Below are 23,192 nucleotides of genomic sequence, written 5' to 3' on the forward strand. Positions count from 1 at the left end.
GCTTTTGAGGTATCTAATGCTGTTGAGGCCCTTTGGCATCACATTCTTTAGCCCAGCAGCGTTCTAGAAGTCGAAGATGCCAGATCAATGCAAAGCGTTGAGGATTCAATATTAACTTTGTATCCTGACTAAATAAAGGCTGATTTAGATACTGCCAAAGGGGAAATTGAATTTTGGTGTGTTTTGGATTTGGAGTCATAAGAACAACAAATATTATAAAAGTTTAGTGCTGAGAGTTGGCATTTTGTTTAACAATTGCCTGATGCTGTTTTTCTAGTTAAAGGCTACACTGTGTTTTTGCAGTTGTCCTGGTGACAATTGCGGAATTTCACTAAGTAAATTTATGTTGTTTCCGCTTTAATACTGAAATTGCACACACTATTTTTCTGATTTCCCATCCCGTGACAAGTCATACCATTTCACAACATTCGTGGTACAGCGTTGATTAAAAGCGTACAAATCTATGCCCCTACAGTCAATTCATCTGTTACAAAGATTTTTAGAAGCGATCGCATTGCCATCCAGAATCTTAACTCGGTAGCTTGTTAATAAATCGGGTAGTGTGGCGTTAAGGTGTCGAATTATAGCTTATAAAAGACTTGTAATTTGTGTTACTAACTGTGAATTTATAGTCAATTTGCTCATCAGGTTAGTTCAATTGATTATTTTTTTATTTAGAAGTCCCTTATCCCACCGTTACCACCCGCCGAATTTCGTCGCTGCGAAACCCGATCGCCATTGGACGACGTACCCCCAAAAGTGCTACCACGTCGTACAATTCCAGTACTACCCCTTCCATTCGCAGGGAATGGACAATATCGCCACTTCTCAGATCAATCACTAGTAACCCACAGCGAGGCTCAACGTTTTTCTGTTGCAATTTATCGTCTAGGGGCAAGCCGCTAAAAGTCTTGTTATGCCTGGGTTGAGAAATTCCCACAACTGCAAAGTCGCCATGAAATGCACAACCGCGCAGATATCCCGGACAAAAAGCCACTGCCTCAAACACTCCCCGCTTTAAATCGACAAAGCCAAACTCTCCCGCGCCTGAGTTGAGCAGCCAGAGTTTTTCCTGATGCCAGCGTGGGGAATGGGGCATAGACAACCCCTGCAACACGATTTCATTGCTTTCTACGTCAATGACACAGCCACCATTTGCCCGATGCTCCCGCCAGCCTTCTGCTATATCTGACTGGCTGACGACAGTAACATATTTAGGTTTTCCTTGCTGCATTGCCAACCCATTCAGGTGACATCGATCTTCCGCCGCTAGTTTGCTGATAAAGGTTGGCTGCCACAGAGGAAGGAAACTGTGGGTTTCGCTGACTGTTGCCAAACAACTAAATAAGGTATTGACAAATACTAATTTTTGTGGAGCTAAATCTTTTTCTTCTGCTCTACTCAAAGCAATGTCGTGAATATCCAAATCTCCCGTCACATAACTCATCTGGGGCAGATAAAGAGCATCGTAGCCTTGGTGGTTTTGTCCGGGTTGGATGATGTTTTCAAATCGCCACAGTTGATACAGGGAACTCATGTAGAGGCTGTTGCCATTGGTATACAAACCCATGCACCGCTCAAAGCTACGTTCAAATACAGATAATTTGCCGTTTGGTTGCAAGCCGATGAAAAATAATTTCCCCGCTTGATAGGTTGTGAAGGACAAACTCAGGTTTTGCTCATACAGCCAAGAGGTAAACTGGCGAGAAGCATTGATTTCTAGAGATGGTTTGTTAATGTTGCTGTCATTAGGATTCACTTAGTTTTGACTCCTTGATAACTCTGGTGTTCGATAAGTGATAATTTCGCCGCAGGGCACGGATGCTCCTATTCTTGGACGTAAGCTAGGCAATACAACAGCAACAGCGTTTCTGTCATCTGCTTTGAGCGATCGCACTCGACACATTTCCTAGCCAGTGGTTCCTCATTTCAGAAATCTACCAGAGTATTCTCGGAGTCCTTTTAAAACATCCTTTTAAAACAATAGATGGTTTTGTAATATAAAAGTATATCGTGTGTAATCTAAAACTTAAAACTTCCAATATCTGTCTAAAGATAGATGGCTTAGTGCAGCTTTGCGTAAAATTGTAGCGTTTTTAATGCAAGGGGACACATTGCCATTGTCAGCCGATGCATTGGCATTGTCAGTCGATGCATTGGCATTGTCAGCCGATGCATTGGCATTGCAGGGTATTGCCAAATTTAATTTGCTACGAATTAATAAAATGCTGTACTTAGTCAATAACTAAAATTCTCTTGGGCGGACTCTGCATCTTGACAAAAAAAATGAGATGGACATCTTGTCCATCCCACAATAAAAAAGAGAATTTTTGTCATAAAACGCTTTGCCTTGCGTATATAGCGGTTCTCGTGAAATACAGACCTAACCCCCAGCCCCTTCCCTGCAAAGGAAGGGGAGTGAGCATCAAAGCCTCTCTCCTTTTAGGAGAGAGGTTGGAGAGAGGTCAAAATGTATTGCATCCAAACGAAAAGCGCTATATTTAAGCTAAAGCGCTTCCCCTAAGTTAAATGTCTCACTATTTAATAATGAGTGCCGGTTTTGCGATGGTTAATGGCAGTCACAGCATCAGGCTTGAGTAATTTACCTTCATCTACAGTTGCATACACAACCCAATGGTCGCCACATTCCATACGTTGGTTGACTGAGCATTCCAAATATGCTAAAGCATCGGTGAGGACGGTACAACCGTTATCTGCAACTGCTGTACTAAAGTTGGCAAATCGATCTTCTCCAGGTGCAAAAGATTTACGAAAATGCTTCATGTAATCTTGATGATTGCCTTCAGGTAGAATATTTAAGGCAAACTTACCGCCTGGATACATCAAAGATTCGATCGCTCGGTCTTTGGCGATCGCAACAGTTAGTCCAGGTGGGTTAAAGGTGGCTTGAGAAACCCAAGCGCCTAACATTGCGGTAGACACTTCTCCAAGTTTCGCTGTCACCACGCAGACGGAACCAACAATCCGACCAACAGCCTGTTCTACTGGAGTAGCGGCTTGTTGTGGTACGCGTACCTTTTTAGCCTTTTTCAGTGCTTGGGCAAAGTCTGTGCCTAATTCTTCACAAAACTTGAGAGTGACATCATCAGGTTTAAACTTCACCTTCAGGGTGTCAAAGCCAAAGCGATATCCAGCATCCCGGAGTTTACCTTCAATTAAGTCAAAGGCTTCGCCACTCCAGCCGTAGGAACCAAAAACCCCAGCGAGTTTGCTATTGTCACCGCTTGATAGCACAATACCTAAAGCTGTATGAATGGGAGTTGGCGCATGACCACCGATGGTAGGAGAACCAATGATAAAACCCTCTGACTGTGCTAGGTTGATACGAATTTCATCAGGAGTAGCAAATTCGCAGTTAATCGATTTGACTGCAACTCCACCTTTAGTTAATCCCAGAGCGATCGCTTGTGCTAAAGTCGCTGTATTGCCGTAAGCTGAAGCGTAAAGTAAGGCTACAGAAATCTCGCGATCGTTGTGAGAACGGCTCCACTCTGCATAAGCTTTAGTGAGTTCGATTAAGCTGGTGCGTACCAAGGGCCCGTGACCCACAGCATACATTCTCACCTGCAAATCTGAGATTTTCTCCAAAGCTGCTTGCACATGAGGAATTTGGGGAGCCATCAGGCAGTTAAAGTAGTAACGTTGGTCTTCTTTAAGCGCTTCCCAGTTATCATCAAACAGTTCATCACCACAGAGATGAGTTGCAAATAACTTATCTGTGTAGAGAATTTGGGTTTGCTGATCGTAGGTACAAAGCCCTTCCGGCCAACGCGGACTGGGAGTGGGCAAGAATTTTAAAACATGACCCTTGCCTAAATCCAGAGTTTCTTTCCCCCGCATCACCAAGACTTTCAAATCATGATCTAAGAAAGCAGCACGCAAATTGTTCGCACCGGGAAGAGAACAGACAAAAGTTACCTGTGGTGCCAGTTCTAAAATTGCTTTGAGGGTTGCAACTCGATTGGGACTAAAATGACCCAGGATTATATAATCCAAACTTTGCAAATCTAAAGTCTGCCGCAATGCCTCTAAATAAATTTCGGTAAAGCTTTCTGGCGGTGGATCAAGAAGTGCGGTTTTATCAGCTTCAATTAAATAGCAATTAGAGGTAGTACCTCTTTCAAGTGCGTATTCAATTTCAAACCGCAGACGTGACCAACTACGTGCTTTGATCGCCTTAGTATTTGTAGCAATTGGTAAAACTTGGACGTCGCGTGGCTTGGAATTGGTCATAGCTGTTGGGTAAAGTTAGGGAACAGGGAATAGGGAATAGGTTATAGGTATGGATCATAGGAAACAGGGGATAGTTTTCTTTTCTGTCCCCTGTCACCTGTTACTTTTTCACTCTTTCTTAGTAGTAATTACCTACTTTGCGATGGCGAACGGCTGTCAATCCATCGTTTTTGGAGACACGGCCTTCTTGAACGGTGCAATATAAAATCCAGTGGTCGCTGCATTCCATGCTGCTCTGTATTTCACATTCCATGTATGCCAGAGCATCTGCCAGAATCGGGGAACCGTTTTTCGCGGTTTGAGTTTTTACCCCAGCAAAGCGATCAGCACCAGGATGCAAGCGCTTGAGGAAGTGCTTTTTAAGTTCTTGATAATTGCCTTCTTCCAAAACGTTGAGGACGAAGCGATCGCCTATTTGCATTAAGGAATCAATGGCGCGGTCTTTAGCAACGGCAATTGTTAATCCCAAAGGTTGCAAACTCGCTTGCGTTACCCAGGATGCCAGCATTGCACTTGAGGCATTATCTTTTTTAGTAGTGACTATATACAGTCCACTGCTAATCCGACCCAGCGCCTTTTCCATGTTGACATCAAGAGACTTGATTTGCTTGATGTTGCGATCGCGCACCAGCAATTGTCCGATGTCTTTACCCGCTTCTTCACACAACTGGAATGTTGATGCGCTGGGAACTTCTTTAATCCGAATGGGTGGGAAAGCTTCTTTGATGCCAGAGTTGATAAATTGTCTGCGGAGTGTATCAATGGGTTCATCATCCCCACCATAACATTCAAACAGCCCAATCAATTGCTTGTTCTTGGCGACAGCTAGCACCGAACTGATACCAGCTTGAGCTGCGGCAGAAGTAGTCGGAGGCATACCAATAATAATGCCAGCTGCTCTCCCGGCTAGTTCTTGAATTTCTTGGCTCTCAGCAGTACTTAGATCCAGTACTTCTACGCCAATGCCTGTTTTCAGTATACCTTCGGCAATTGCGTGACCAAGGCGTTCGCCATATCCGTAATCTGAAACAAAAAACAAGCCGACGGTTGTTTCTGCTTTAGCTTGCTTTTGGCTCCAATTTTCGTAGCACCCGGTTAGAACATCTAAATGGTGGTATAATAGTGGACCGTGACCGTTGGCAATAATATTAATCTTCCCAAGATCGCCCATGCGCTTCATCGCATTCAGCAGCGAACGAGCGTTAGGGCCCATTAAGCAGTCGTAGTAAAATCTAAAGTCAGCTTCGATCGCTTCTAAATCTTCATCGAAGGTGCGATCGTCACAAAAATGCATCCCAAAAGCATCACAGGTATAGAGAATTTGGGTTTTGCGGTCAAAGCTAAAGATTGTATCCGGCCAGTGCAGGTTAGGCGCACTCACGAATTCCATTTCGTGTCCTTTACCAATATCTATGCGATCGCCAGTTTTGACAACTCGCTTAGAAAATGGATCGTGTACCAAGCCTTCTAAAAACTGAAGCGCAACTTTTGAGGCTAAAACGGTAGCTCTAGGAGCTAACTGAAGAACATCTTCCACCAAGCCGCTATGGTCTGGCTCTGTGTGGCTGACAATTATGTAATCAATTGTTTTAGGGTTAACAAGACCTTTTAGAGTCTCTAAATACAGATCGCGAAACTTCTGGTGAGAAGTATCAATCAAAACTGTTTGTTCACCCCTAATTAGATATGAATTGTAGGTTGTGCCGTTTTGCAGTCCGAATTCGATATCGAAGCGATCGCGATCCCAATCAAGAGAGCGAATCGCTGTTGTGTTAGGAGCAATTTCTACAGTTTGTATAGTTAACCGATGCTGAACGTTCTCTGCGATCGCTACCATTATTCGTCTCCGAGCGCAAATTAACAGGTTTTTCTTCTGCCTCCTATTGTCCCTATTATTTTTTGTTTAAGTTGTAATAAATATCAGTTTTTGAAAAATTTAACTTGTATCAATTATTGCTGTTTTTCAGCAATAATTATGACTCAAAAAATCTACTAATTATTATTTTATTCTTCAGACTTTACTGAGTATTTGATTTTGCTATTTATTTGATTTTATCCTAATTAAAAAACATTCGTTTTTATTATATTAAAAAATAATAAGAACATACCCATAACTTTTATTGTAACCTTTTTTTTGAGATGACGTATGGATACTAAGGAGATAACAGCGTTTACAAGTATATTTTCTAATTGTGGTATAAAATATTTATATGTTGCAAAATAGAGGTATTAAAAGAATAGATTTAGATGTTGATCATCAAAAGTTACTTTTTTAAACCCCTCTATTATTAAGTAGGAAAAGTAGGAAAAGTAGGAAAGGTAGGAAAAGTGGGAAAAGTAGGAAAAGTAGCAAAGGCAAGATAAGTTCTGTTTTCACTTCGCATCGAATAATCTGTCAGCACTGTTTTTTATAATGGATATCGCATAGATTTTTTTTCTCAACTAAAATATCTTCATGGGAAATATAAACTTTATGTAAAGAGGAGAAAACAAATATTTTTATGGAGATAACCAAGACAAATCCCCAGATACGAGTATGAGAAAAAGGAACTAAGCTTGTATACCTTTTTCTGGGCATTCAAATGCAAACTAGCGTAAAAATCATTTTTAAAGTTTCGATAAATCTCTCTAACCATACGAATAATCTAATAAATTTAATGATACAGTCCTTTATCATGGACTTTAAACATTAATCAGGACAACACCAATAAATTCTTATTGTCATAACTGAAAGCTACAGCTTTTAGCTATCTAATAAATTTACCTATGCAGGTTAATGGTGTCATTTATGATTTACCTAACTTTTTATAAAAATCCATTCTTGATGAAAAATTGCAAACTTTGATAGTGTTCTCAAGCCAATACTTCTCACGTAGCAGACTTTTAAACGCCGACATCCTTAATACTTATAGTTCAGCTTTTTCAGGGTGCTATTAAATACGTAAGTAAGTAATTAAGTGTACAGGCGTGAATAGACATAAAAAAATCGCAAAAATTGACTGTGTAAAAGGTTATTGTTTATGGGATGCCGATTAAAAGTCTTTCTAACTGAAGAACAAAAGCTGACTTTAGAAGAGTTAAGAAAAGCTAAAGATGTTCCTCAACGTACTAAGGATCGTGCTCAAGTCTTACTGCTGAATACTCGCGGCTTAAAAAATGAGCAAATTGCTAAAGGCTTGAACTGGGCGATTTCAACAGTACGTCAAACCCTTCATCGCTGGGAAAAGATGGGTTTAGCAGGTTTGTGGGATGCTCCTGGTCGAGGAGGAAAACCTCGATATTCGGAATCAGACTTGGCTTATCTAGAAAATTGTTTAGCTCAAGAGTCACAGACTTATAACTCTAAACAATTAGCAAATAAACTCGCATCTGAGCGTCAAGTAAACTTGAGCGCAGATAGATTACGACGGGTACTTAAAAAAAGAGGAAGGAGGTTTGGAAGCGCACGCAAACAACCCCAAGAACAGAATAATTAACCTGAGTTAGATAAACCTCTCCCTGTCTAACTTTCATTCAAATCTGTCCCTCTCGCCCATCGGAAAGGGACATTTTGCGTAATAACACAGGAGTTAGAATACAGAATTCAGAATTGGTGGATACTCTACCCATAAAGGCATAGATTAAGTGAGGCGAAAATTTTTAATGCTAGTTTCGCCCACACAACGGCTTGCTCAGTGCATCGCTAGGGGCGAAACCGCGTAGCGGGACGTTCGCGGTAGCGTCTCGTAGAGAAGCACAGTTTTAAACCAATATTCAGACGCTCTCTACGAGACGCTGGACAAAGGCGGAACCCAAGCGTACAAAATTCATACTGAATTCTGACTGGAGGCGGAGCGTCTCCGGCTCCGCTCCTGAGTTCTAAATTCTTCTTATAAAACAAAATCCACCTAAACATTAAACTGTTTGGTGGACTTGTTATTTATTGTTAGTGGATCCGAGCAGAGTCGAACTGCTGTCCAAATTGGGTATTAACCCCCCGCTCATTCACAGGTTTAGCCTTTCTGACCCTCAAGGCGGGAATCGTTCATTATCCCGAACGTAGGATGCTCTGATTTAATCTTAGCTAGCAAGCCAACCAGAGAACGCTTACTAGAGCATCCGTTGGGGTTTGGTCTTCAGTCCTTAACGGAGTCAAACTAAAGACGCTCGAACCTATAAGAGGTTTTTAGGCAGCTGCTACTAGAGCAGGCTTACGAGCAAAGCTAACGATGTTATTCGCATTTACTTTTTGTTTGAGCCTTTGATTTCCGAGAGGAGACTCACTCTCGACCTGAATCACAGAGCAGCGTTCGCCAACCTGTCGAAACCGTGACGGACCCATGCGCTTCATAATTCAATTATAATACGCAATTTTGGAAATGTGTTGCTGACAATAATTTTTGGTTTATGCCAGTACTGCTGAGAAACACAGGGTATCTTTATATGAAGTTGGCTCTAGACCATCAGTATAGTTGGCACACAGGATAATGTCTTTGTAGCCATTTTCCCGCAAACACATAATAAACTCGTCACGTCCAAACCAATGTAGAGGAACATTTTGTAATTCTGTAGCAACAAGTTTGCCCTCTTTCCACTTCTCGTAGCGAATCACAGTCGTATTCAGTTGATTTAGCCAGTCTATCCGAGATGTGAATTGTAAAAGGATTGTTGATCCATCAAGGCAGTTGATTGGCGAGCGCTGCTTAACAAGATTCTCTGTTTTAAAATCTTCAATAGGCAACTCTAAATCAATAAAGATTCGCCCTTGTGGTTCCAGATGTCGAGCAAAAGCTTGCAATGCAGCCACAGCCGCAGTTCGCTTTTCTAGCAACATAAACGAGCCAAACGAAACTGCAATCGCATTATATCTACCAGAAATGTCAAGATTTTCTACACAACCTTGATGCAAAACAGGATTTAAATTCCTGTCAGTACAGTGCTTTCGACAAGCAGCAAGCATATCTGGTGAAGTATCAATACCCTCAATATTGATACCAGCTTCTAGCAGTGGAATGAGTAATCGTCCCGTTCCCACCATCGCCTCCAAAATTCTGCGACCAATTGATGAAAGATGTTTGATGTAGTATGGAATATCTGGGTAATCTTGACCAATGGGCTTAGTTATTTCATAAACCTCAGTACATAAGGGCCCGTATGCCGTTAATGTCATCTATAAAAGTCTCAAATACTAAAAATAGCCAATTGCTAATCTTAAAATAATTAGCAATTGACTATATATTACAAGGCACTACAAATAAATAATTAGCTATACCCTAAGTTAGTGCTTCAGCACCACCAACAACTTCTAGGAGTTCCTGGGTAATTGCAGCTTGTCGGGCTTTGTTGTAAGACAGCGTAAGGGTGTTAATCAATTCACCAGCATTTTCACTAGCATTACTCATGGCTGTCATCCGGGCTGCTAGTTCACTAGCTGCCGATTCTTGCAGCGCTCGTAATAGCTGGTTACTCAGATACAGAGGCAACAAAGAATCGAGAATCTGCACTGGATCTTGCTCGAAAATCATGTCAGGAGCCAACGGGCGGACTTGGCTAGCCACTTTCTCCCGTTCGACTTCAAATTTACCGCCACGGGTTGTCAAGCGGAAAATTTCATCATCGGCTGCTTCTAGACCTTGCGGATCCAGGGGCAGTAAGGTTTGTATCACAGGACGGGAGCTAACCAATGAAAGGAATCTGGTGTAGATTAATTCGATGCGGTCTACTTCTTCGGAAAGGAACAAGGAAAGTAGTTGGTCGGCAATCTGATTGGCTTCTGCTGCGGTGGGAATTTGCTCTAAGCCGCTATAGGTAGCATCAATAGGCTGATCGCGGCGTTGAAAGTACTGCGTAGATTTACGTCCGACTAACACAAATTGATAGTTTAAACCTTCTGCTTTGATTTCTTTGGCACGGTTTTCTGCACGACGGATAACGTTATTATTGTAGCCGCCGCATAGACCGCGATCGCCTGAAATTACCAACAGCCCAACTGACTTAACTTCTCTTTTTCTCAGCAGTGGCAGGTTTGCTTCTTCAAAGCGCAGACGGCTTTGCAAACCATACAATACTTGTGCCAAGCGATCAGCAAAGGGGCGAGTCGCTAGCACTTGTTCTTGCGCCCGGCGCACTCTAGCCGCAGCTACGAGACGCATGGCTTCTGTAATTTTTTTGGTGTTTTTGACCGACTGAATGCGATCGCGTATTGCTTTTAGATTGGGCATATTCTTGAGTTAGGAGTTAGGAGCTAGGAGTTAGGAGTTAAGAGCTAGGAGTATTTCATTAACTTTTAACTCTTAACTCTTCACTCCTCACTTTAATTACGCTGCTGCTTTGAAGGTCTTTTTATATTCGCTAAGTGCTTCCTTCAAGGCAGCTTCTTCTGCATCACCTAGTGCTTTGGAGGCTTGTACTCCTTGGGCATACTCGGTTTTACCAGTCTTTAAGTACTCCCGCAGACCTTGAGTAAAGGTTGTGACTTTATCTACAGGAACGTCATCCAAGTAACCATTGATACCAGCGTAGAGAATTGCTACTTGCTCGTATACCGAGAGTGGCGAATTTTGTGGCTGCTTGAGAAGTTCGCGTAACCGTTGACCCCGTGCTAGCTGGTCTTGAGTAGCTTTATCCAAGTCAGAAGCAAATTGAGCGAAGGCTTGCAGGTCGTCAAATTGGGCTAGTTCCAATTTAATCTTACCGGCAACTTTTTTCATTGCCTTGGTTTGAGCCGCAGAACCCACGCGGGATACAGAAATACCAGGGTTCACAGCCGGACGGATACCAGCGTTGAACAAGTCAGAAGATAGGAATATCTGACCATCGGTAATGGAAATTACGTTGGTGGGGATGTATGCTGAAACGTCACCAGCTTGGGTTTCGATAATTGGTAGGGCGGTCATACTGCCTTTACCTAATTCATCACTGAGCTTGGCGGCTCTTTCTAACAAACGAGAGTGAATGTAGAATACATCTCCAGGGTAAGCTTCGCGTCCGGGTGGACGACGCAGCAGTAGTGACATTTGACGATAAGCTTGGGCTTGCTTGGAAAGGTCATCGTAAATTACCAGGGTAGCTTTACCTTTGTACATGAAGTACTCAGCAATAGTTGCGCCTGTGTAAGGAGCTAGGTATTGCAGGGTTGCTGGTTCACTGGCACTAGCAAAGACAACGACGGTGTAATCCATCGCGCCTTTTTCTTGCAATGTCTGCACCACGTTAGCTACAGTGGAAGCTTTTTGACCGATCGCAACGTATACACAAACTACATCTTCTTCTTTCTGGTTGATGATTGTGTCAATCGCGATCGCAGTTTTGCCGGTTTGACGGTCGCCAATAATCAATTCCCGTTGACCACGACCGATGGGAATCATTGAGTCAATAGCTGTGATACCCGTTTGCATCGGTTCGTGTACAGACCGACGAGCAATGATACCGGGTGCTGGAGATTCAATCAAACGGCTGTCTGAAGTCTTGATGTCTCCCTTACCATCAATGGGACGACCCAAAGCGTCTACAACTCGTCCAATTAAGGCTTCTCCTACGGGTACTTGGGCAATTCTACCAGTAGCGGTTACAGAGCTACCTTCTTGAATTTCTAGCCCTTCACCCATGAGTACCGCGCCCACATTGTCTTCTTCTAAGTTCTGGGCGATGCCAATTGTACCATCTTCAAATTCCAAAAGTTCCCCAGACATAGCCTTTTCCAGACCATAAATCCGGGCAATACCGTCACCTACTTGTAGGACAGTACCAACGTTAGCAACTTTGACCTCTTGATCGTATTGCTCGATTTGTTGTTGGATAATGCTGCTAATTTCGTCAGGTCTAATTGATATGCTCATGTGTCTATCTTGTTTGCTTTCGAGACGGGAAAATTCAATAGTTAGGAGTGATGAGTTAAGAGTGATGAGTTAAGAGCGATGAGTTAAAAAAGCAAAGGTTAAAAGTTAAAAGTCAAAATAAATTATTGTTTACTTAACTCTTAACTCCTAACTTTTAACTCCTAACTCCTAACTTCTAACTCCTAACCTTCTAGCTATTAGTTAAGCGCAATGAAAGGCGACGCAACTGACCCCGGATACTGGCATCAATTACTTGCGAGCCTACTTTAATGATCACACCACCAATTAACTCGCTGTCTACCTTGCTTTCTAGTTCTACCTGGCGAGCATTACTGATGGCAATGACTTTTTGGATGATTGCCTGCTGTTGAGCTTCTGTGAGGGGAACGGCTGAAATTACTTCCGCTAATACGGTTTGATTCAGCTGCCGCAACAGCGCCAGATATTGTTGAAAAATAGATTCCAAGAATGCGATGCGGCGTTTGTCTACTAGTATCAACAAAAAGTTGCGTAAGTAGGGGTTAGAGCCTTCACCGAGTATTTGTTTGATGAGAGCTTTTTTGTTCTCAGCCTGAATAAACGGGTTGCTGAAGAAGTTGTGTAGCTGTTTGTCTGCTCTGAGCAGTCCCAGGAAAGTACGCGCATCTTCCCCGAACTCTTCTGTCAAATTTTTCGATTGCGCTATTGACAAAAGTGCCTGTGCGTAAGGTTGGGCTACTTCGGCTGCCGCTACCTGACTTGTCATACATTGCCTCCCAGTTGTGCGATGCTGCGGTCAATTAAACTTTGTTGAGCATCGTCGGCAATCCCGCCTTTAAGTTGCGATTCGACTTTTTGCAATGCTAGTGTAGCAACTCGTTGCCGTAGTTGAGCGATCGCTCGATCAGTTTCGGTGTTTAAATCTGCTGCTGCTGTTTGTTTCAAGCGCTCTACGTCTTGCCCTGCCTTCGCTAACAAGGCTTCTTTCGCTTTTTGGGCATTTTCTACGGCAGATTGGCGGATGCGTTCTGCCTCTGCCTGAGATTGCTTCAACTGCTCTTGCGCTTGGGAAAGGGCAGTCTTTGCCTCTTTTAAGCGCCCTTCTGCTTCCTGAATTGCGGTGGCAATATTGGATTGTCGCTCATTCAGGATATTGCTTAAAACTTTACGTCCGAAGTAGAATAATATGCCAATCAGAATCGCTAGATTGATCAGATTGGTTTCAAAAATGTCTAGGTTTAGACCGAAACCACCTTCTGCTGCGCCTTCTGCCAATTCAGAGTGAACAGCGTTCGCTGCTGCGGCAAGTAATAAGAATGTCCCCATGATACCCATTTACAAGTGCGCTGCTCGCTTGCTAATACGTTGTATTTTTCCCAAGGGAAGGAAGTTTAAGTATCTTTTCCCTGTAAGGAAATTAAGTATCTTTCCCCAGAAGGGAAAAAGTGCCTTTATTTGACACTTAAATTTTGCGCTCTGGACTAGGGCCCAGTTGCGCGTATGCTTTCACAGAGCCAGTCTAGTTAGCTTATCTAACTGGAGTTGGCCCCAATAGTTTTTCTAGAATCTGCCTGCTTAGAGCATCAACTTGTTGCTCTAAGGTGCCAAAAGCTTCTTGCTTTTGTTGTTCTATTTCAACAGAAGCTTGTTCTCTTTGAGACTGAGCTTCTTTTTGGGCCTCTGCGATTTTCTCGGCAGTAATTTTCTTAGCTTCAAGTTGAGCTGCTTCTACGGTAGCTTGCGATTGTCTGCGAGCGTCTGCGAGTTGTTGCTCATATTCGGTAGCCAAGCGCTCGGCTTTAGCCAAGCTCTCCCGCGCTTCAAGGGTATTCGTTCGGATATAACTATCGCGATCGTCTAGTACCTTGGTCAGTGGCTTATAGAAAATTGCATTCAGCAAAGCTGCCAATAGCAGGAATTGCAATGCCATGAAGGGCAAGGTAGCATCGAAATCAAACATTTGTCTCCTCTTTGGCTGGAGTAGCAGTTTTCATGGCTAGCACCATCATCCAACCTTTCATATTTTAGAGACCCATAGCCAACAAGGGTCAACTGAACATTATAACTATTGAGATACCCAAAACATTTCGATTGTAGAGGCGTGATGATTCACGTCTCCACACTCGCAAAAATTTTCAGGTATTAGCCGAAAGGATTAGCAAACAGCAATACCAGGGCAATTACTAGACCATAGATAGTCAAGGATTCCATGAATGCCAAGGTTAATAGCAGAGTACCGCGAATTTTTCCTTCTGCTTCAGGTTGACGAGCAATACCTTCTACTGCTTGTCCAGCAGCGTTTCCTTGACCAATACCAGGGCCAATTGCAGCTAAACCAATCGCTAAAGCAGCAGCGAGAACTGAAGCAGCCTGAACTAATGGATCCATGTTGATTTTCCTTGCTTTGATTACAAAACTAACAGACATTACGTTAACAATTAGAAACGTGGTTTTCACGCTGCACCGGGTTCTTTAAGATCGCGCTTTGCGATGTTTTGAGCGAATATGCTCTTGGAACTGTGCTATCAACTGAGAAGTTTAATGCTCCTCATGTTCATCTCCGCCATGTCCCTCCATTGCCTCATGAATGTATGCTCCGGCTAGGGTGGCGAAAACCAGAGCTTGAATGGCACTGGTAAATAAACCCAAGGCCATTACAGGCAGAGGTACAAATAGAGGAACTAGCAGCACCAGCACCGCTACTACCAATTCATCCGCCAAAATATTACCAAATAGCCGGAAGCTTAGGGAGAGGGGCTTGGTGAAATCTTCTAGGATTGCGATCGGCAACAAAACAGGTGTTGGCTCTATATATTTCTTAAAGTAGCCTAAACCCCGTTTGCTAAAACCTGCGTAAAAGTACGCTAAGGAGGTCAGCAATGCCAACGCAACAGTCGTATTGATGTCATTGGTGGGAGCTGCCAATTCGCCCGAAGGTAGCCTGATGAGCTTCCAGGGAATTAGTGCACCTGACCAGTTCGATACGAAAATAAACAAGAACAGTGTGCCAATAAATGGCACCCAAGGGCGGTACTCTTTCTCACCAAGTTGGTTTTTTGCCAAATCACGAATAAATTCTAAGGCATATTCCATCAAATTCTGGATGCCCTTGGGAATTCTTTGTGCGTTGCGAGTAGCAGCTATTGAAGCCACTACTAGAATACTAATCACAAACCATGAGGTGAGAAAAACTTGCCCATGAATTTTAAGATTGCCCAACTGCCAGTAGAAATGATGACCTACTTCTAATGCGGCGAGGGGAAAAGAATTAAGGGCGTTTAAGACACTAAGCATTTGCATTCTTCAAGCATTTTCCCCAACGAGCGAGGATGGGATTACTATCTTTGTGAGCCTGACTTTTTAAGAATCAGGAATGAACGCAATTTGCACCATATAGACGAGGAGCGTGGCTTTATAAGTTAGAAATCCCAAAAAAATGGGCAGAATCTGTAGCTCACGCCATTGAGTTGCCACGATCATCACTCCAATAAACAGAGCAAAACGAGTTTTGCTCAGACTGGTTTTCTGACTACCAAGCTGCTCAACGTCTCTAGCCAACATTTTTAAGTAAACCACACCTGTACACGCCCCAATTAAATAATTTAGGGCAATGTTTAAGGAATAAAAAATCCACACAGAGATAAAAATAACCCCCGTCAAGACAAGCGTGATTACCAACAATCGCTGGAAGAGTTGATGGAACTCTTGCATGGAGTTACCTGATTCTGTGTCTCCAGAACCAGTTTTAGCATCTTGTTGCGTTGTCGGAGTGGGCGCAATTGATTCGTCTGACAAGCTCACGGGACTTGAAACCAGTACAGTTAAATATGATGACTGCACATTCAGTCAGCTGAATCATATCACGATCCGGTAACAATACTTTAGGAAAAAACAATTAACTTCTTGGCAACGTTACACATTCAGTAAGGTCGCGCTCACAGAAGCGAGAGAGCGGCTGATCGTGTGAGGGAGCGTGTGGGTGAATAATCAATAAATGTTGCCTGAAAATTCAAAATTTCTTCCAATTCCAGTTTTTTGAGTGAATAATTATCCTCCAAAGTTTGAATTAAGTTGGTGTCAATAAAATCAACTGGTGCTTGAGGAGCGTATGAACGTACCGCAAATCAGAAATCGTAGAGTAGCGGCAAGTCATTAAAGATCGCACCACTGCTGAATTCCAGAAAGTTCCAACTTTTGGGATGATACAATACCCTGTTTCTTAGGCACTTTCTTAATTTACATTAATTTGCCAGAAGTGGTGATGGGCGATCGCTCCTCACGACGAGTATAAATTGACAAATCTTAACTTCGTATTTAAGTGAAGTGTAATCAAGCAGGTGTCAATAAAATCAGCTGCTGCTGAAGAAGCGTTCTCACCCCATCCAAACCCAGTTGCACACCTGCTAAAATCTCTGCCACTGTTAAATTAGCATCACATTTTTGCATAAATTCAAACTCTGGTACAGATAAATTAACAATCTGGTAATCGTAATTAAAGAAACATTGACTGGGAAATCCTTCAATACAAGGATTAAGTTCGGGAATCGCTGCCAGTAAGGCGTTATCGTCTGACCAGTCGGACTTAATTAAAGGAGGACGACCGAGGAAAAACTCGTAATGAGTTACTTCTGGATCTAGTAATTCTATCAGGCGGTAAAGCTGGCGTTGGCTTTGCCCGCCGCAGGCATCGCTCAATTGTTTTGCCCGTTCTAGTAACTCTGGTGCTTTGCCTAAAAGTCTCTCCAAATGCCAGAAACTCGGATTTGAGAAACCAATAAACTCCAATCCCGAAGCATCAATTAATTCAAATAGCGTCTCTATGTTGTAGTCAATTTCTTGGGGATGAACGTACATATCAGCAAAGTTTTCATCCTTGTGATTTTCTAATGACCAACGTTGTTTGTCGTATTTGACAAGTCGGTTATTTTCTGGTAGTGAAGCAAATATTTGTCGTCCTACTTGGACACCATCGCGGTAGTCGCCTTTTTTGTCACCTTGAAGAAGTGCGATCGCTTTTTGCATAAGTTGAATTTCCCAGCGTCCCAACTCTCCATAGACAAAAATGTGCATCAAGCCGCCTGGGGCTAACTTTTTCGCCAAAGCTCGAATACCGCCAATTGGATCGGAGGTATGATGCAAAACACCAACACAATTAATTAGATCAAACTCACCCGGTAACTGTTCCACATCAAACAAGCTGAGGTGATGAAATTCAACGCGGGTAGCCCCAGAACGCTGACAACGTTCTTTTGCTACAGCTAAAGCGCCAGTACTGAGATCAATTCCCACAACTGAAGCTTGAGGATTGAGGTGAACCAAGTACTCTGTACTTACACCAGTACCGCAACCTGCATCTAAAATCCGAATATCTTGCCTTTGGGGTTTTTGACCTGTGCAGAAGTTATGAGCGGCTAGCCAATTCCAGCGCCAGTTGTAGCCTGGAGGTGGTTCATCCAACAAGGCTTCTGGCGGAAAGGGGTAGGTATTGTAGAGTTTGGCAACAGCAGCACTAACAGTTTGGGAATCGGACATGATGAGGAATAACGCAGCATTTCTGAGTTTAGCGGATAGTGGATGATTAGGGCAAAGATTACTATTGCTTATTTTCTACTACTTATCCAACAGCAAAGTCAGTAAATTCGCGTTTATAAGGAGCATGAAATCCTAATACAATATCTTCTTTAGGTACACCAGCAGCAATTAATTCATTAGCGATACCGATTTCTGTACCATCTCTTTGTATCCAAATTTTTTTGTCTTTGATATCAACATGAATGATGACTCCATAAATTCTACGTTGTTCTTTCCAGCCAATATTTAAGACTTGATAATGATGCCGTTCTGCATCAAATAACAATTGAACATCTGTGCCATTAGCCACATCATTAGCTGAATGATTACTTAAAATCTCTTGAATGATTTGAGAGTAATTTATTCCTTCCATAAAACAATGTCCTGACTTAAGGAATTAAATATTAAAAGTTTAATTTGATATTCTTTTAAAGAATTTTAAACAAATTGACGTGAGAAAAAGTCTTGATATGTATCTTGGCTAATAGCTAGATATAAAATACGTTCTGGTTCTTCTTTTTTTTATGCTAGCCAATAATTCAAGGTTTGACCTAAAGCGAGATGAAATTCCTTTACTTCAGATGCACCTAGAAAGGATTTTATTTCTACGACTATTTTTTGACCTTGTTTTTGTGCTGCCAATAGTCTTTCTGCTCCTAAATCCACAAAAAATTCAATATCATCAACTTTCAGATGCAATGGATCATGAGTAATCATCCAACCATCTTTTTCTAAAGCAGTGCGGACATATTGATGGAATATATCTTTAGAAGGCATAGGAAAATGGATAGGTATCGTAGAGTTTGGCAACAGCAGCGCTAACGGTTTGGGAGTCTGATAATTCAGGAGCAATATTGCAGCAATTCTGAGTTTAGCGAATGCTGGACACTTCAGGTAGACAAATAATTGCGTAGGCGCAGCCCGTCGTAGACATCGCCATCAGCCCATATATTTTAAGTAGGGAAGCCGTTTCAGTAAAAACACTAGTGTTTAAGTATTTATTAGCTAATAAAATTTAATTGTAATTTTGTATAAAAATTTACTTACCCAGGAGCATTAAATGGCTGTAGGAATGCCAGAATTCGTTGAAAATCCAGAAAATCGTTGCCCTGTAATTCTGTTACTCGATACTTCTGGCTCGATGTCAGGTCAGCCTATCCAAGAGTTAAATCAAGGGCTTGCTGCTTTCAAAGCAGATGTACTCAAAGATTCCCAAGCATCGCTGAGTGTGGAAGTGTCCATGATTACATTTGGTCCTATAGTTAAACTCACGCAAGACTTTGTGACGATTGACCAATTTACACCGCCTACATTAGAAGTAGATGGTGTTACCCCAATGGGTGGGGCGATTGAGTATGCCTTGGATTTTCTAGAGAACCGGAAACAGACTTATAAAGACAACGGTATTCTTTATTATCGCCCTTGGGTGTTTTTGATTACAGACGGGGCGCCAACTGACTCCTGGCAATCAGCCGCGCAAAGATTGAGACAAGCAGAAGCACAAAGCCGACTGTCATTTTTTGCGGTTGGTGTAAAGGATGCTGATATGAATATCCTCAAACAAATTTCTCCTCCTGAACGTCCACCAGTTACGCTAAACGGCTTAGATTTTCGTGATATGTTTGTCTGGCTTTCTGCTTCGATGAAACGGGTTTCTAGTGGCAAAGTTGGGCAAGCTGTAGCTTTACCGACTATGGGATGGGGTCAAATTACCAGTTAGAGGAAATTTTGTGAATTGGAAAGCTGTTGCACGTTCTGCAATTGGAACAAGTCATCAAAAACAGGGGATAGGTTGTCAAGATTATGGGGATTATCGCATCTTTGATGATGTGATTGTAGGTGCTGTTGCTGATGGTGCTGGTAGTGCTAAATATTCTGATGTTGGTTCTCGGTTAGCGGTAGAAACAGTACTCAAATGCTTTTCTGATATTAATGAATTTCCTGATAAACAAGAAGAATTCGAGCAAGGTTTTTCTCAACCACTTTGTAAAGAAGAAGCTCAGAAAGTATTTGCTAAGATTGTGAATCAAATTATTACGGAATTACAGAAGCAAGCAGATGAAGGAGATTATTCTGTCAATGATTTAGCTTGTACTTTGTTGGTTTTCGTGGCAACCCCTGACTGGGTTGCAGCTATGCAAATTGGGGATGGATTTATTGTAATGCGTTCCCAAGAGTCAGAATATCAACTGTTGTTTCAGCCAGATAAAGGTGAGTTTGCTAATGAAACAACTTTTATCACCTCAACAAATGTATTAAAAGAAATGCAGGTAAAGGTCATTCCCGAAAAACAAGAGTTTATTTGTGCTTCCACTGATGGACTAGAAAAAGTAGCAATTCGCTTGAGTGACTGGCAACCCTTCTCGCCTTTCTTTAAACCTTTGGAGGAATACTTGCACGAACCTGTTAATCAAAAGGATGAAGATAAATATCTGATGGAATTTCTTAACTCTGAACGACTAAATTCTCGCACTGATGATGATAAAACCTTACTTTTGTGCTTGTTTGATGAGAGTAAAATTCAATGACACTTCTCACCTGTACCAGGACGGGACAATCGATTACTCTGCTGGGTGAACCTAAAATTAGTGGTGAAGCGAAGGTTTGGCAAATAAATTGCAATGGGTACTTAGCAAAAATTTACCACTCGCCAACTCCTGAGCATGTGCAAAAGTTGGCGGTAATGATAGCGCACCAACCCAAAGAGCCAAACTCTCATCTCAATCATATTTCTTTTGCTTGGCCTAAGTCGGTACTGAAAGATGCTCAGGCTAATTGCGTGGGCTTTTTAATGCCGGAAATTAAGGAAGGAAAAGAACTTATTGATGTTTACAACCTCAAGCGCCGTAAGACTTTGAAACTTGATGTTGATTGGCGTTTTCTCCACACAACGGCGCTGAATATCGCCTCAATTATTGAAGCAATTCACATTTCTGGCTATGTTTTGGGTGACATCAAACCGCAAAATATTCTTGTCAACGATCGCGCCTTACCTTCTATTATTGATACTGACTCCTTTCAGGTTCGGAATCCGAAAAATAATAAGGTTTATCGTTGTCTAGTTGGTTCAGAGGGCTTTACACCACCGGAACTGATTGATAAAGATTTTTCTAGCATTGATCAAACAGAAATACACGATCGCTTCCGGTTAGCAGTGATTATCTATCAGTTGTTGTTTGGTGGTGAAAGTCCTTTTGCGGGAAAGTGGACAGGTACGGGCGAAACTCCAGAAACTAATGAACTTATCCGTCAGGGTTTATGGCTGTATGCACCAAACCGTTTGATTCAACCTGTAGAAAGGACAATTACTCTTGAGATTGTTCACCCAGAAGTTCAGCGATGTTTTCTCAGATGCTTTAACGATGGTTATAAAAATTCTGACTTGCGCCCAACTGCTGGGGATTGGGTAAAGGCGCTCAGACTTGCTGTTAATGAGTTAACTATCTGTGGAAAGGTAGACAGCCACTACTACAGCCAAACTTATGGTAAGTGTTATTGGTGCGATCGTTCTACAAAACTTGGTATTGATATATTTCCTGGCTTTGCTAGACCAAAACAACAATCTGCTTTTGCTGTATCAACATCACAACCTAAAGTTTTTGCCGCAGATAAGATTATAGAAAATGTCCCAATAGTAGGGCAAATCCATACTCTCCAAGGGCATTCCAACTCTGTTAATTCCTTAGCTTTCAGCCCAGATGGCAAAATCCTTGCCAGTGGGAGTTATGACAATACTATCAAACTCTGGGATATCGGCACCGGAAGAGAAATTTACACCCTTCAGGGGCATTCCAACTCTGTTAATTCCATAGCTTTCAGTCCAGATGGCAAAATCCTTGCAAGTGGGAGTGATGACAAGACTATCAAACTCTGGGATGTGACAACAAGAGGGCAAATCCTTACTATCCAGGCGCATCGCGACTCGGTTCGTTCGGTTGCCTTCAGCCCAGATGGCAAAACCCTTGCCAGTGGGAGTTCTGACAACACTATCAAACTATGGGATATGAGAACAAAAGGTCAAATCCGCACTCTACAAGCGCATTCCGAGTGGGTTCGTTCAGTTGCCTTCAGTCCAGATGGCAAAACCCTTGCCAGTGGGAGTAATGACAAGACTATCAAATTGTGGGATGTCACCACAGGAGGGCAAATCCGCACTCTCCAGGGGCATTTTCACTGGGTTGTTTCGGTTGCCTTCAGCCCAGATGGCAAACTCGTTGCCAGTGGGAGTTGTGACAAGACTATCAAACTGTGGGATATCACCACAGGAGGGCAAATCTGCACTACTCAAGGGCATTCCTACTCGGTTGTTTCGGCTGCCTTCAGCCCAGACGGCAGAATAATTGCCAGTGTGAGTTATGGTGGCATTCAACTATGGGATGTAGGCACGGCAAGAGAAATCTACACCCTTAAGGGGCATTCCGACTGGGTTCGTTCCCTAGCTTTGAGTCCAGATGGCAAAATCCTTGCCAGTGGCAGTAATGACAAGACTATCAATATTTGGCAGCTTGCATCATCAACCAATACAGTTAATTCATCACCAATTAAGCCAATTAAATCTCAAGTTTCGCAAACTAATCAGTCTGTAAATTCACCATTACGTAATAGGTATAATAAACAAAGTATTTTTCAAAGTGCCGTTGCCCAAAATACTTCTTCATCAGTAAATCCCACTTCTGCAAGAAACCAGACAAGTAATAAATCGGTAAACAATACATCTCTAAAATCATCTACCACAGATCCAATTATTCCTATTTTGTCAATATTAGGTTCAATAGTGTTACGTTATCTTATTCCATCTAGTTTAATTTGGTGGGTATTAGGAGCCTTTTTTATTATATTTATAATAGGAATAATTATCACATCTATAAAGAAATAAGCGCTATTCAAAAAGTAAAAAGACTAGGAAAAAATAAATGTATAACCGATTTAACATGGTGTACGGCTGAGAATTACGTCATATTTATTGTATGATCATGCTGATATCTTTGCTCAAGTTGAAACGACATAGTACCAAATAGCATTGGATATTTTAAATTCCGCTAAAGAATACGCGGAAGCTAATAATATAACTCTGAATTTTTTAACTATAATCAAATAAGTCAATTTCGCCTTGAGACAAATTTAGATATAGTTCAATACAGTTGAGTTAAGCATTTCTTCCTTCTGTTCCTTTCGGTCTTTGGCGTTTTCTTGGAAAAGTTGGCTTTGACAATAGAGTTTTAGCCTTAACTGAATCGTATTGAGATATAGTCCAATCTTCTAAACGCAAATTAGGGACTTTTTCAAAATCTTTCCAATTGCGGGTTACTAAAATCCCATTTACTGACAGCTTCTTTAGTTACACCAGAGCCTTTAAAATCTGGTAAGCCTAGCACTGTCGCACTAACTCCGCCATCTTGTTGATTTTCAATCAGCACATCATAATTTAACTTGGGTACAGTATTGTTAGGATAAGTTTTTACAGTTAAATTCATAATATTTTCAAGCTGGAAGTTTTATATTGATTATAACTGCTGACCTACTTACTACTAATCTTTAGTTTGTACGTGTTAGCGTAACGTTTCCTAGAGA

General features: G+C 42.0%; 21 protein-coding genes, 1 other RNA gene and 1 pseudogene. 5 read left to right on the top strand and 18 right to left on the bottom strand.

What is annotated here, in order from left to right:
- Positions 1 to 13: 13 nt before the first annotated feature.
- Together LC608_RS05625 and LC608_RS05630 are read right to left on the bottom strand one after the other, a co-directional pair.
- Positions 14 to 199 carry a hypothetical protein gene (locus tag LC608_RS05625; RefSeq protein ID WP_229552602.1) on the bottom strand — a complete coding sequence of 62 codons (186 nt, stop codon included), beginning with the start codon at positions 197 to 199 and terminating at the stop codon, positions 14 to 16.
- A gap of 486 nt (positions 200 to 685) precedes the next feature.
- On the bottom strand, positions 686 to 1,759 hold the full coding sequence (locus LC608_RS05630; RefSeq protein ID WP_229552603.1) for a TIGR03032 family protein: 1,074 nt from the start codon (positions 1,757 to 1,759) through the stop codon (positions 686 to 688).
- Between the two features lie 340 nt (positions 1,760 to 2,099).
- On the opposite strand from LC608_RS05630, the gene LC608_RS05635 reads away from it, so the two are divergent.
- Positions 2,100 to 2,249, top strand: a complete 150-nt coding sequence (locus LC608_RS05635; protein WP_229552604.1) for a hypothetical protein — start codon at positions 2,100 to 2,102, stop codon at positions 2,247 to 2,249.
- A gap of 292 nt (positions 2,250 to 2,541) precedes the next feature.
- On the opposite strand, the gene LC608_RS05640 is transcribed toward LC608_RS05635, so the two are convergent.
- Both LC608_RS05640 and LC608_RS05645 read right to left on the bottom strand, forming a co-directional pair.
- On the bottom strand, positions 2,542 to 4,254 hold the full coding sequence (locus LC608_RS05640; protein ID WP_229552605.1) for a diflavin flavoprotein: 1,713 nt from the start codon (positions 4,252 to 4,254) through the stop codon (positions 2,542 to 2,544).
- A 118-nt stretch (positions 4,255 to 4,372) separates the two neighbouring features.
- Positions 4,373 to 6,091 carry a diflavin flavoprotein gene (locus tag LC608_RS05645; protein WP_229552606.1) on the bottom strand — a complete coding sequence of 573 codons (1,719 nt, stop codon included), beginning with the start codon at positions 6,089 to 6,091 and terminating at the stop codon, positions 4,373 to 4,375.
- A 1,183-nt stretch (positions 6,092 to 7,274) separates the two neighbouring features.
- Between LC608_RS05645 and LC608_RS05650 the strand changes: the two genes are divergently transcribed.
- A complete protein-coding gene (locus LC608_RS05650; RefSeq protein ID WP_229552607.1) occupies positions 7,275 to 7,730 on the top strand; it encodes a helix-turn-helix domain-containing protein in 456 nt (151 codons plus the stop codon).
- A gap of 450 nt (positions 7,731 to 8,180) precedes the next feature.
- Here the strand turns inward: LC608_RS05650 and ssrA are convergent.
- The 13 genes and pseudogenes from ssrA to LC608_RS05715 all read right to left on the bottom strand — a co-directional run bounded on the left by ssrA (position 8,181) and on the right by LC608_RS05715 (position 18,398).
- Positions 8,181 to 8,573: a transfer-messenger RNA gene (gene ssrA / locus LC608_RS05655) on the bottom strand.
- Positions 8,574 to 8,638: 65 nt separating this feature from the next.
- A complete protein-coding gene (locus LC608_RS05660) occupies positions 8,639 to 9,403 on the bottom strand; it encodes a bifunctional 2-polyprenyl-6-hydroxyphenol methylase/3-demethylubiquinol 3-O-methyltransferase UbiG (RefSeq protein ID WP_229552608.1) in 765 nt (254 codons plus the stop codon).
- Positions 9,404 to 9,506: 103 nt separating this feature from the next.
- Positions 9,507 to 10,454 carry a F0F1 ATP synthase subunit gamma gene (locus tag LC608_RS05665; RefSeq protein WP_229552609.1) on the bottom strand — a complete coding sequence of 316 codons (948 nt, stop codon included), beginning with the start codon at positions 10,452 to 10,454 and terminating at the stop codon, positions 9,507 to 9,509.
- A gap of 96 nt (positions 10,455 to 10,550) precedes the next feature.
- Entirely contained in the window at positions 10,551 to 12,071 is a 1,521-nt protein-coding gene (atpA, locus tag LC608_RS05670) for a F0F1 ATP synthase subunit alpha (RefSeq protein ID WP_229552610.1), read from the bottom strand.
- Between the two features lie 190 nt (positions 12,072 to 12,261).
- On the bottom strand, positions 12,262 to 12,816 hold the full coding sequence (gene atpH / locus LC608_RS05675) for an ATP synthase F1 subunit delta (RefSeq protein ID WP_229552611.1): 555 nt from the start codon (positions 12,814 to 12,816) through the stop codon (positions 12,262 to 12,264).
- Positions 12,813 to 13,385 (bottom strand): F0F1 ATP synthase subunit B, encoded by a 573-nt coding sequence (locus tag LC608_RS05680; protein ID WP_229552612.1) that lies wholly within the window; start codon positions 13,383 to 13,385, stop codon positions 12,813 to 12,815. The genes atpH and LC608_RS05680 overlap by 4 nt, the downstream gene beginning before the upstream one ends.
- Positions 13,386 to 13,578: 193 nt before the next feature.
- Positions 13,579 to 14,010, bottom strand: a complete 432-nt coding sequence (locus tag LC608_RS05685; RefSeq protein WP_229552613.1) for a F0F1 ATP synthase subunit B' — start codon at positions 14,008 to 14,010, stop codon at positions 13,579 to 13,581.
- Between the two features lie 182 nt (positions 14,011 to 14,192).
- The gene (gene atpE, locus LC608_RS05690; RefSeq protein ID WP_012411162.1) at positions 14,193 to 14,438 is read right to left on the bottom strand and encodes an ATP synthase F0 subunit C; all 246 of its coding nucleotides are present in this window, start codon (positions 14,436 to 14,438) and stop codon (positions 14,193 to 14,195) included.
- 150 nt (positions 14,439 to 14,588) lie between these two features.
- Complete coding sequence (gene atpB, locus LC608_RS05695; RefSeq protein WP_229552614.1) at positions 14,589 to 15,350, bottom strand: F0F1 ATP synthase subunit A; 762 nt, start codon at positions 15,348 to 15,350, stop codon at positions 14,589 to 14,591.
- A gap of 60 nt (positions 15,351 to 15,410) precedes the next feature.
- Positions 15,411 to 15,851: an ATP synthase subunit I gene (locus tag LC608_RS05700; RefSeq protein WP_229552920.1), complete on the bottom strand. Its 441-nt coding sequence runs from the start codon at positions 15,849 to 15,851 to the stop codon at positions 15,411 to 15,413.
- Positions 15,852 to 16,379: 528 nt separating this feature from the next.
- Positions 16,380 to 17,582, bottom strand: a complete 1,203-nt coding sequence (locus tag LC608_RS05705; protein ID WP_229552615.1) for a class I SAM-dependent methyltransferase — start codon at positions 17,580 to 17,582, stop codon at positions 16,380 to 16,382.
- Positions 17,583 to 17,664: 82 nt separating this feature from the next.
- Positions 17,665 to 17,994 (bottom strand): XisI protein, encoded by a 330-nt coding sequence (locus LC608_RS05710; RefSeq protein WP_229552616.1) that lies wholly within the window; start codon positions 17,992 to 17,994, stop codon positions 17,665 to 17,667.
- A pseudogene (locus LC608_RS05715) lies at positions 17,982 to 18,398 on the bottom strand (XisH family protein). Before LC608_RS05715 ends, LC608_RS05710 begins: the two are co-directional and overlap by 13 nt.
- A gap of 283 nt (positions 18,399 to 18,681) precedes the next feature.
- Between LC608_RS05715 and LC608_RS05720 the strand changes: the two are divergent.
- The 3 genes from LC608_RS05720 to LC608_RS05730 are packed head-to-tail and all read left to right on the top strand — an operon-like array spanning position 18,682 to position 22,497.
- Positions 18,682 to 19,341: a VWA domain-containing protein gene (locus LC608_RS05720; RefSeq protein WP_229552617.1), complete on the top strand. Its 660-nt coding sequence runs from the start codon at positions 18,682 to 18,684 to the stop codon at positions 19,339 to 19,341.
- 10 nt (positions 19,342 to 19,351) lie between these two features.
- Positions 19,352 to 20,149, top strand: a complete 798-nt coding sequence (locus LC608_RS05725) for a PP2C family serine/threonine-protein phosphatase (protein WP_229552618.1) — start codon at positions 19,352 to 19,354, stop codon at positions 20,147 to 20,149.
- Entirely contained in the window at positions 20,146 to 22,497 is a 2,352-nt protein-coding gene (locus tag LC608_RS05730) for a hypothetical protein (RefSeq protein ID WP_229552619.1), read from the top strand. The genes LC608_RS05725 and LC608_RS05730 overlap by 4 nt, the downstream gene beginning before the upstream one ends.
- Positions 22,498 to 22,903: 406 nt before the next feature.
- On the opposite strand, the gene LC608_RS05735 is transcribed toward LC608_RS05730, so the two are convergent.
- Positions 22,904 to 23,095, bottom strand: coding sequence for a hypothetical protein (locus tag LC608_RS05735; RefSeq protein ID WP_229552620.1), 192 nt, complete (start codon positions 23,093 to 23,095; stop codon positions 22,904 to 22,906).
- Positions 23,096 to 23,192: the final 97 nt, after the last annotated feature.

This window comes from Nostoc sp. XA010, assembly GCF_020829625.1.
Taxonomy (GTDB): Bacteria; Cyanobacteriota; Cyanobacteriia; order Cyanobacteriales; family Nostocaceae; genus Nostoc.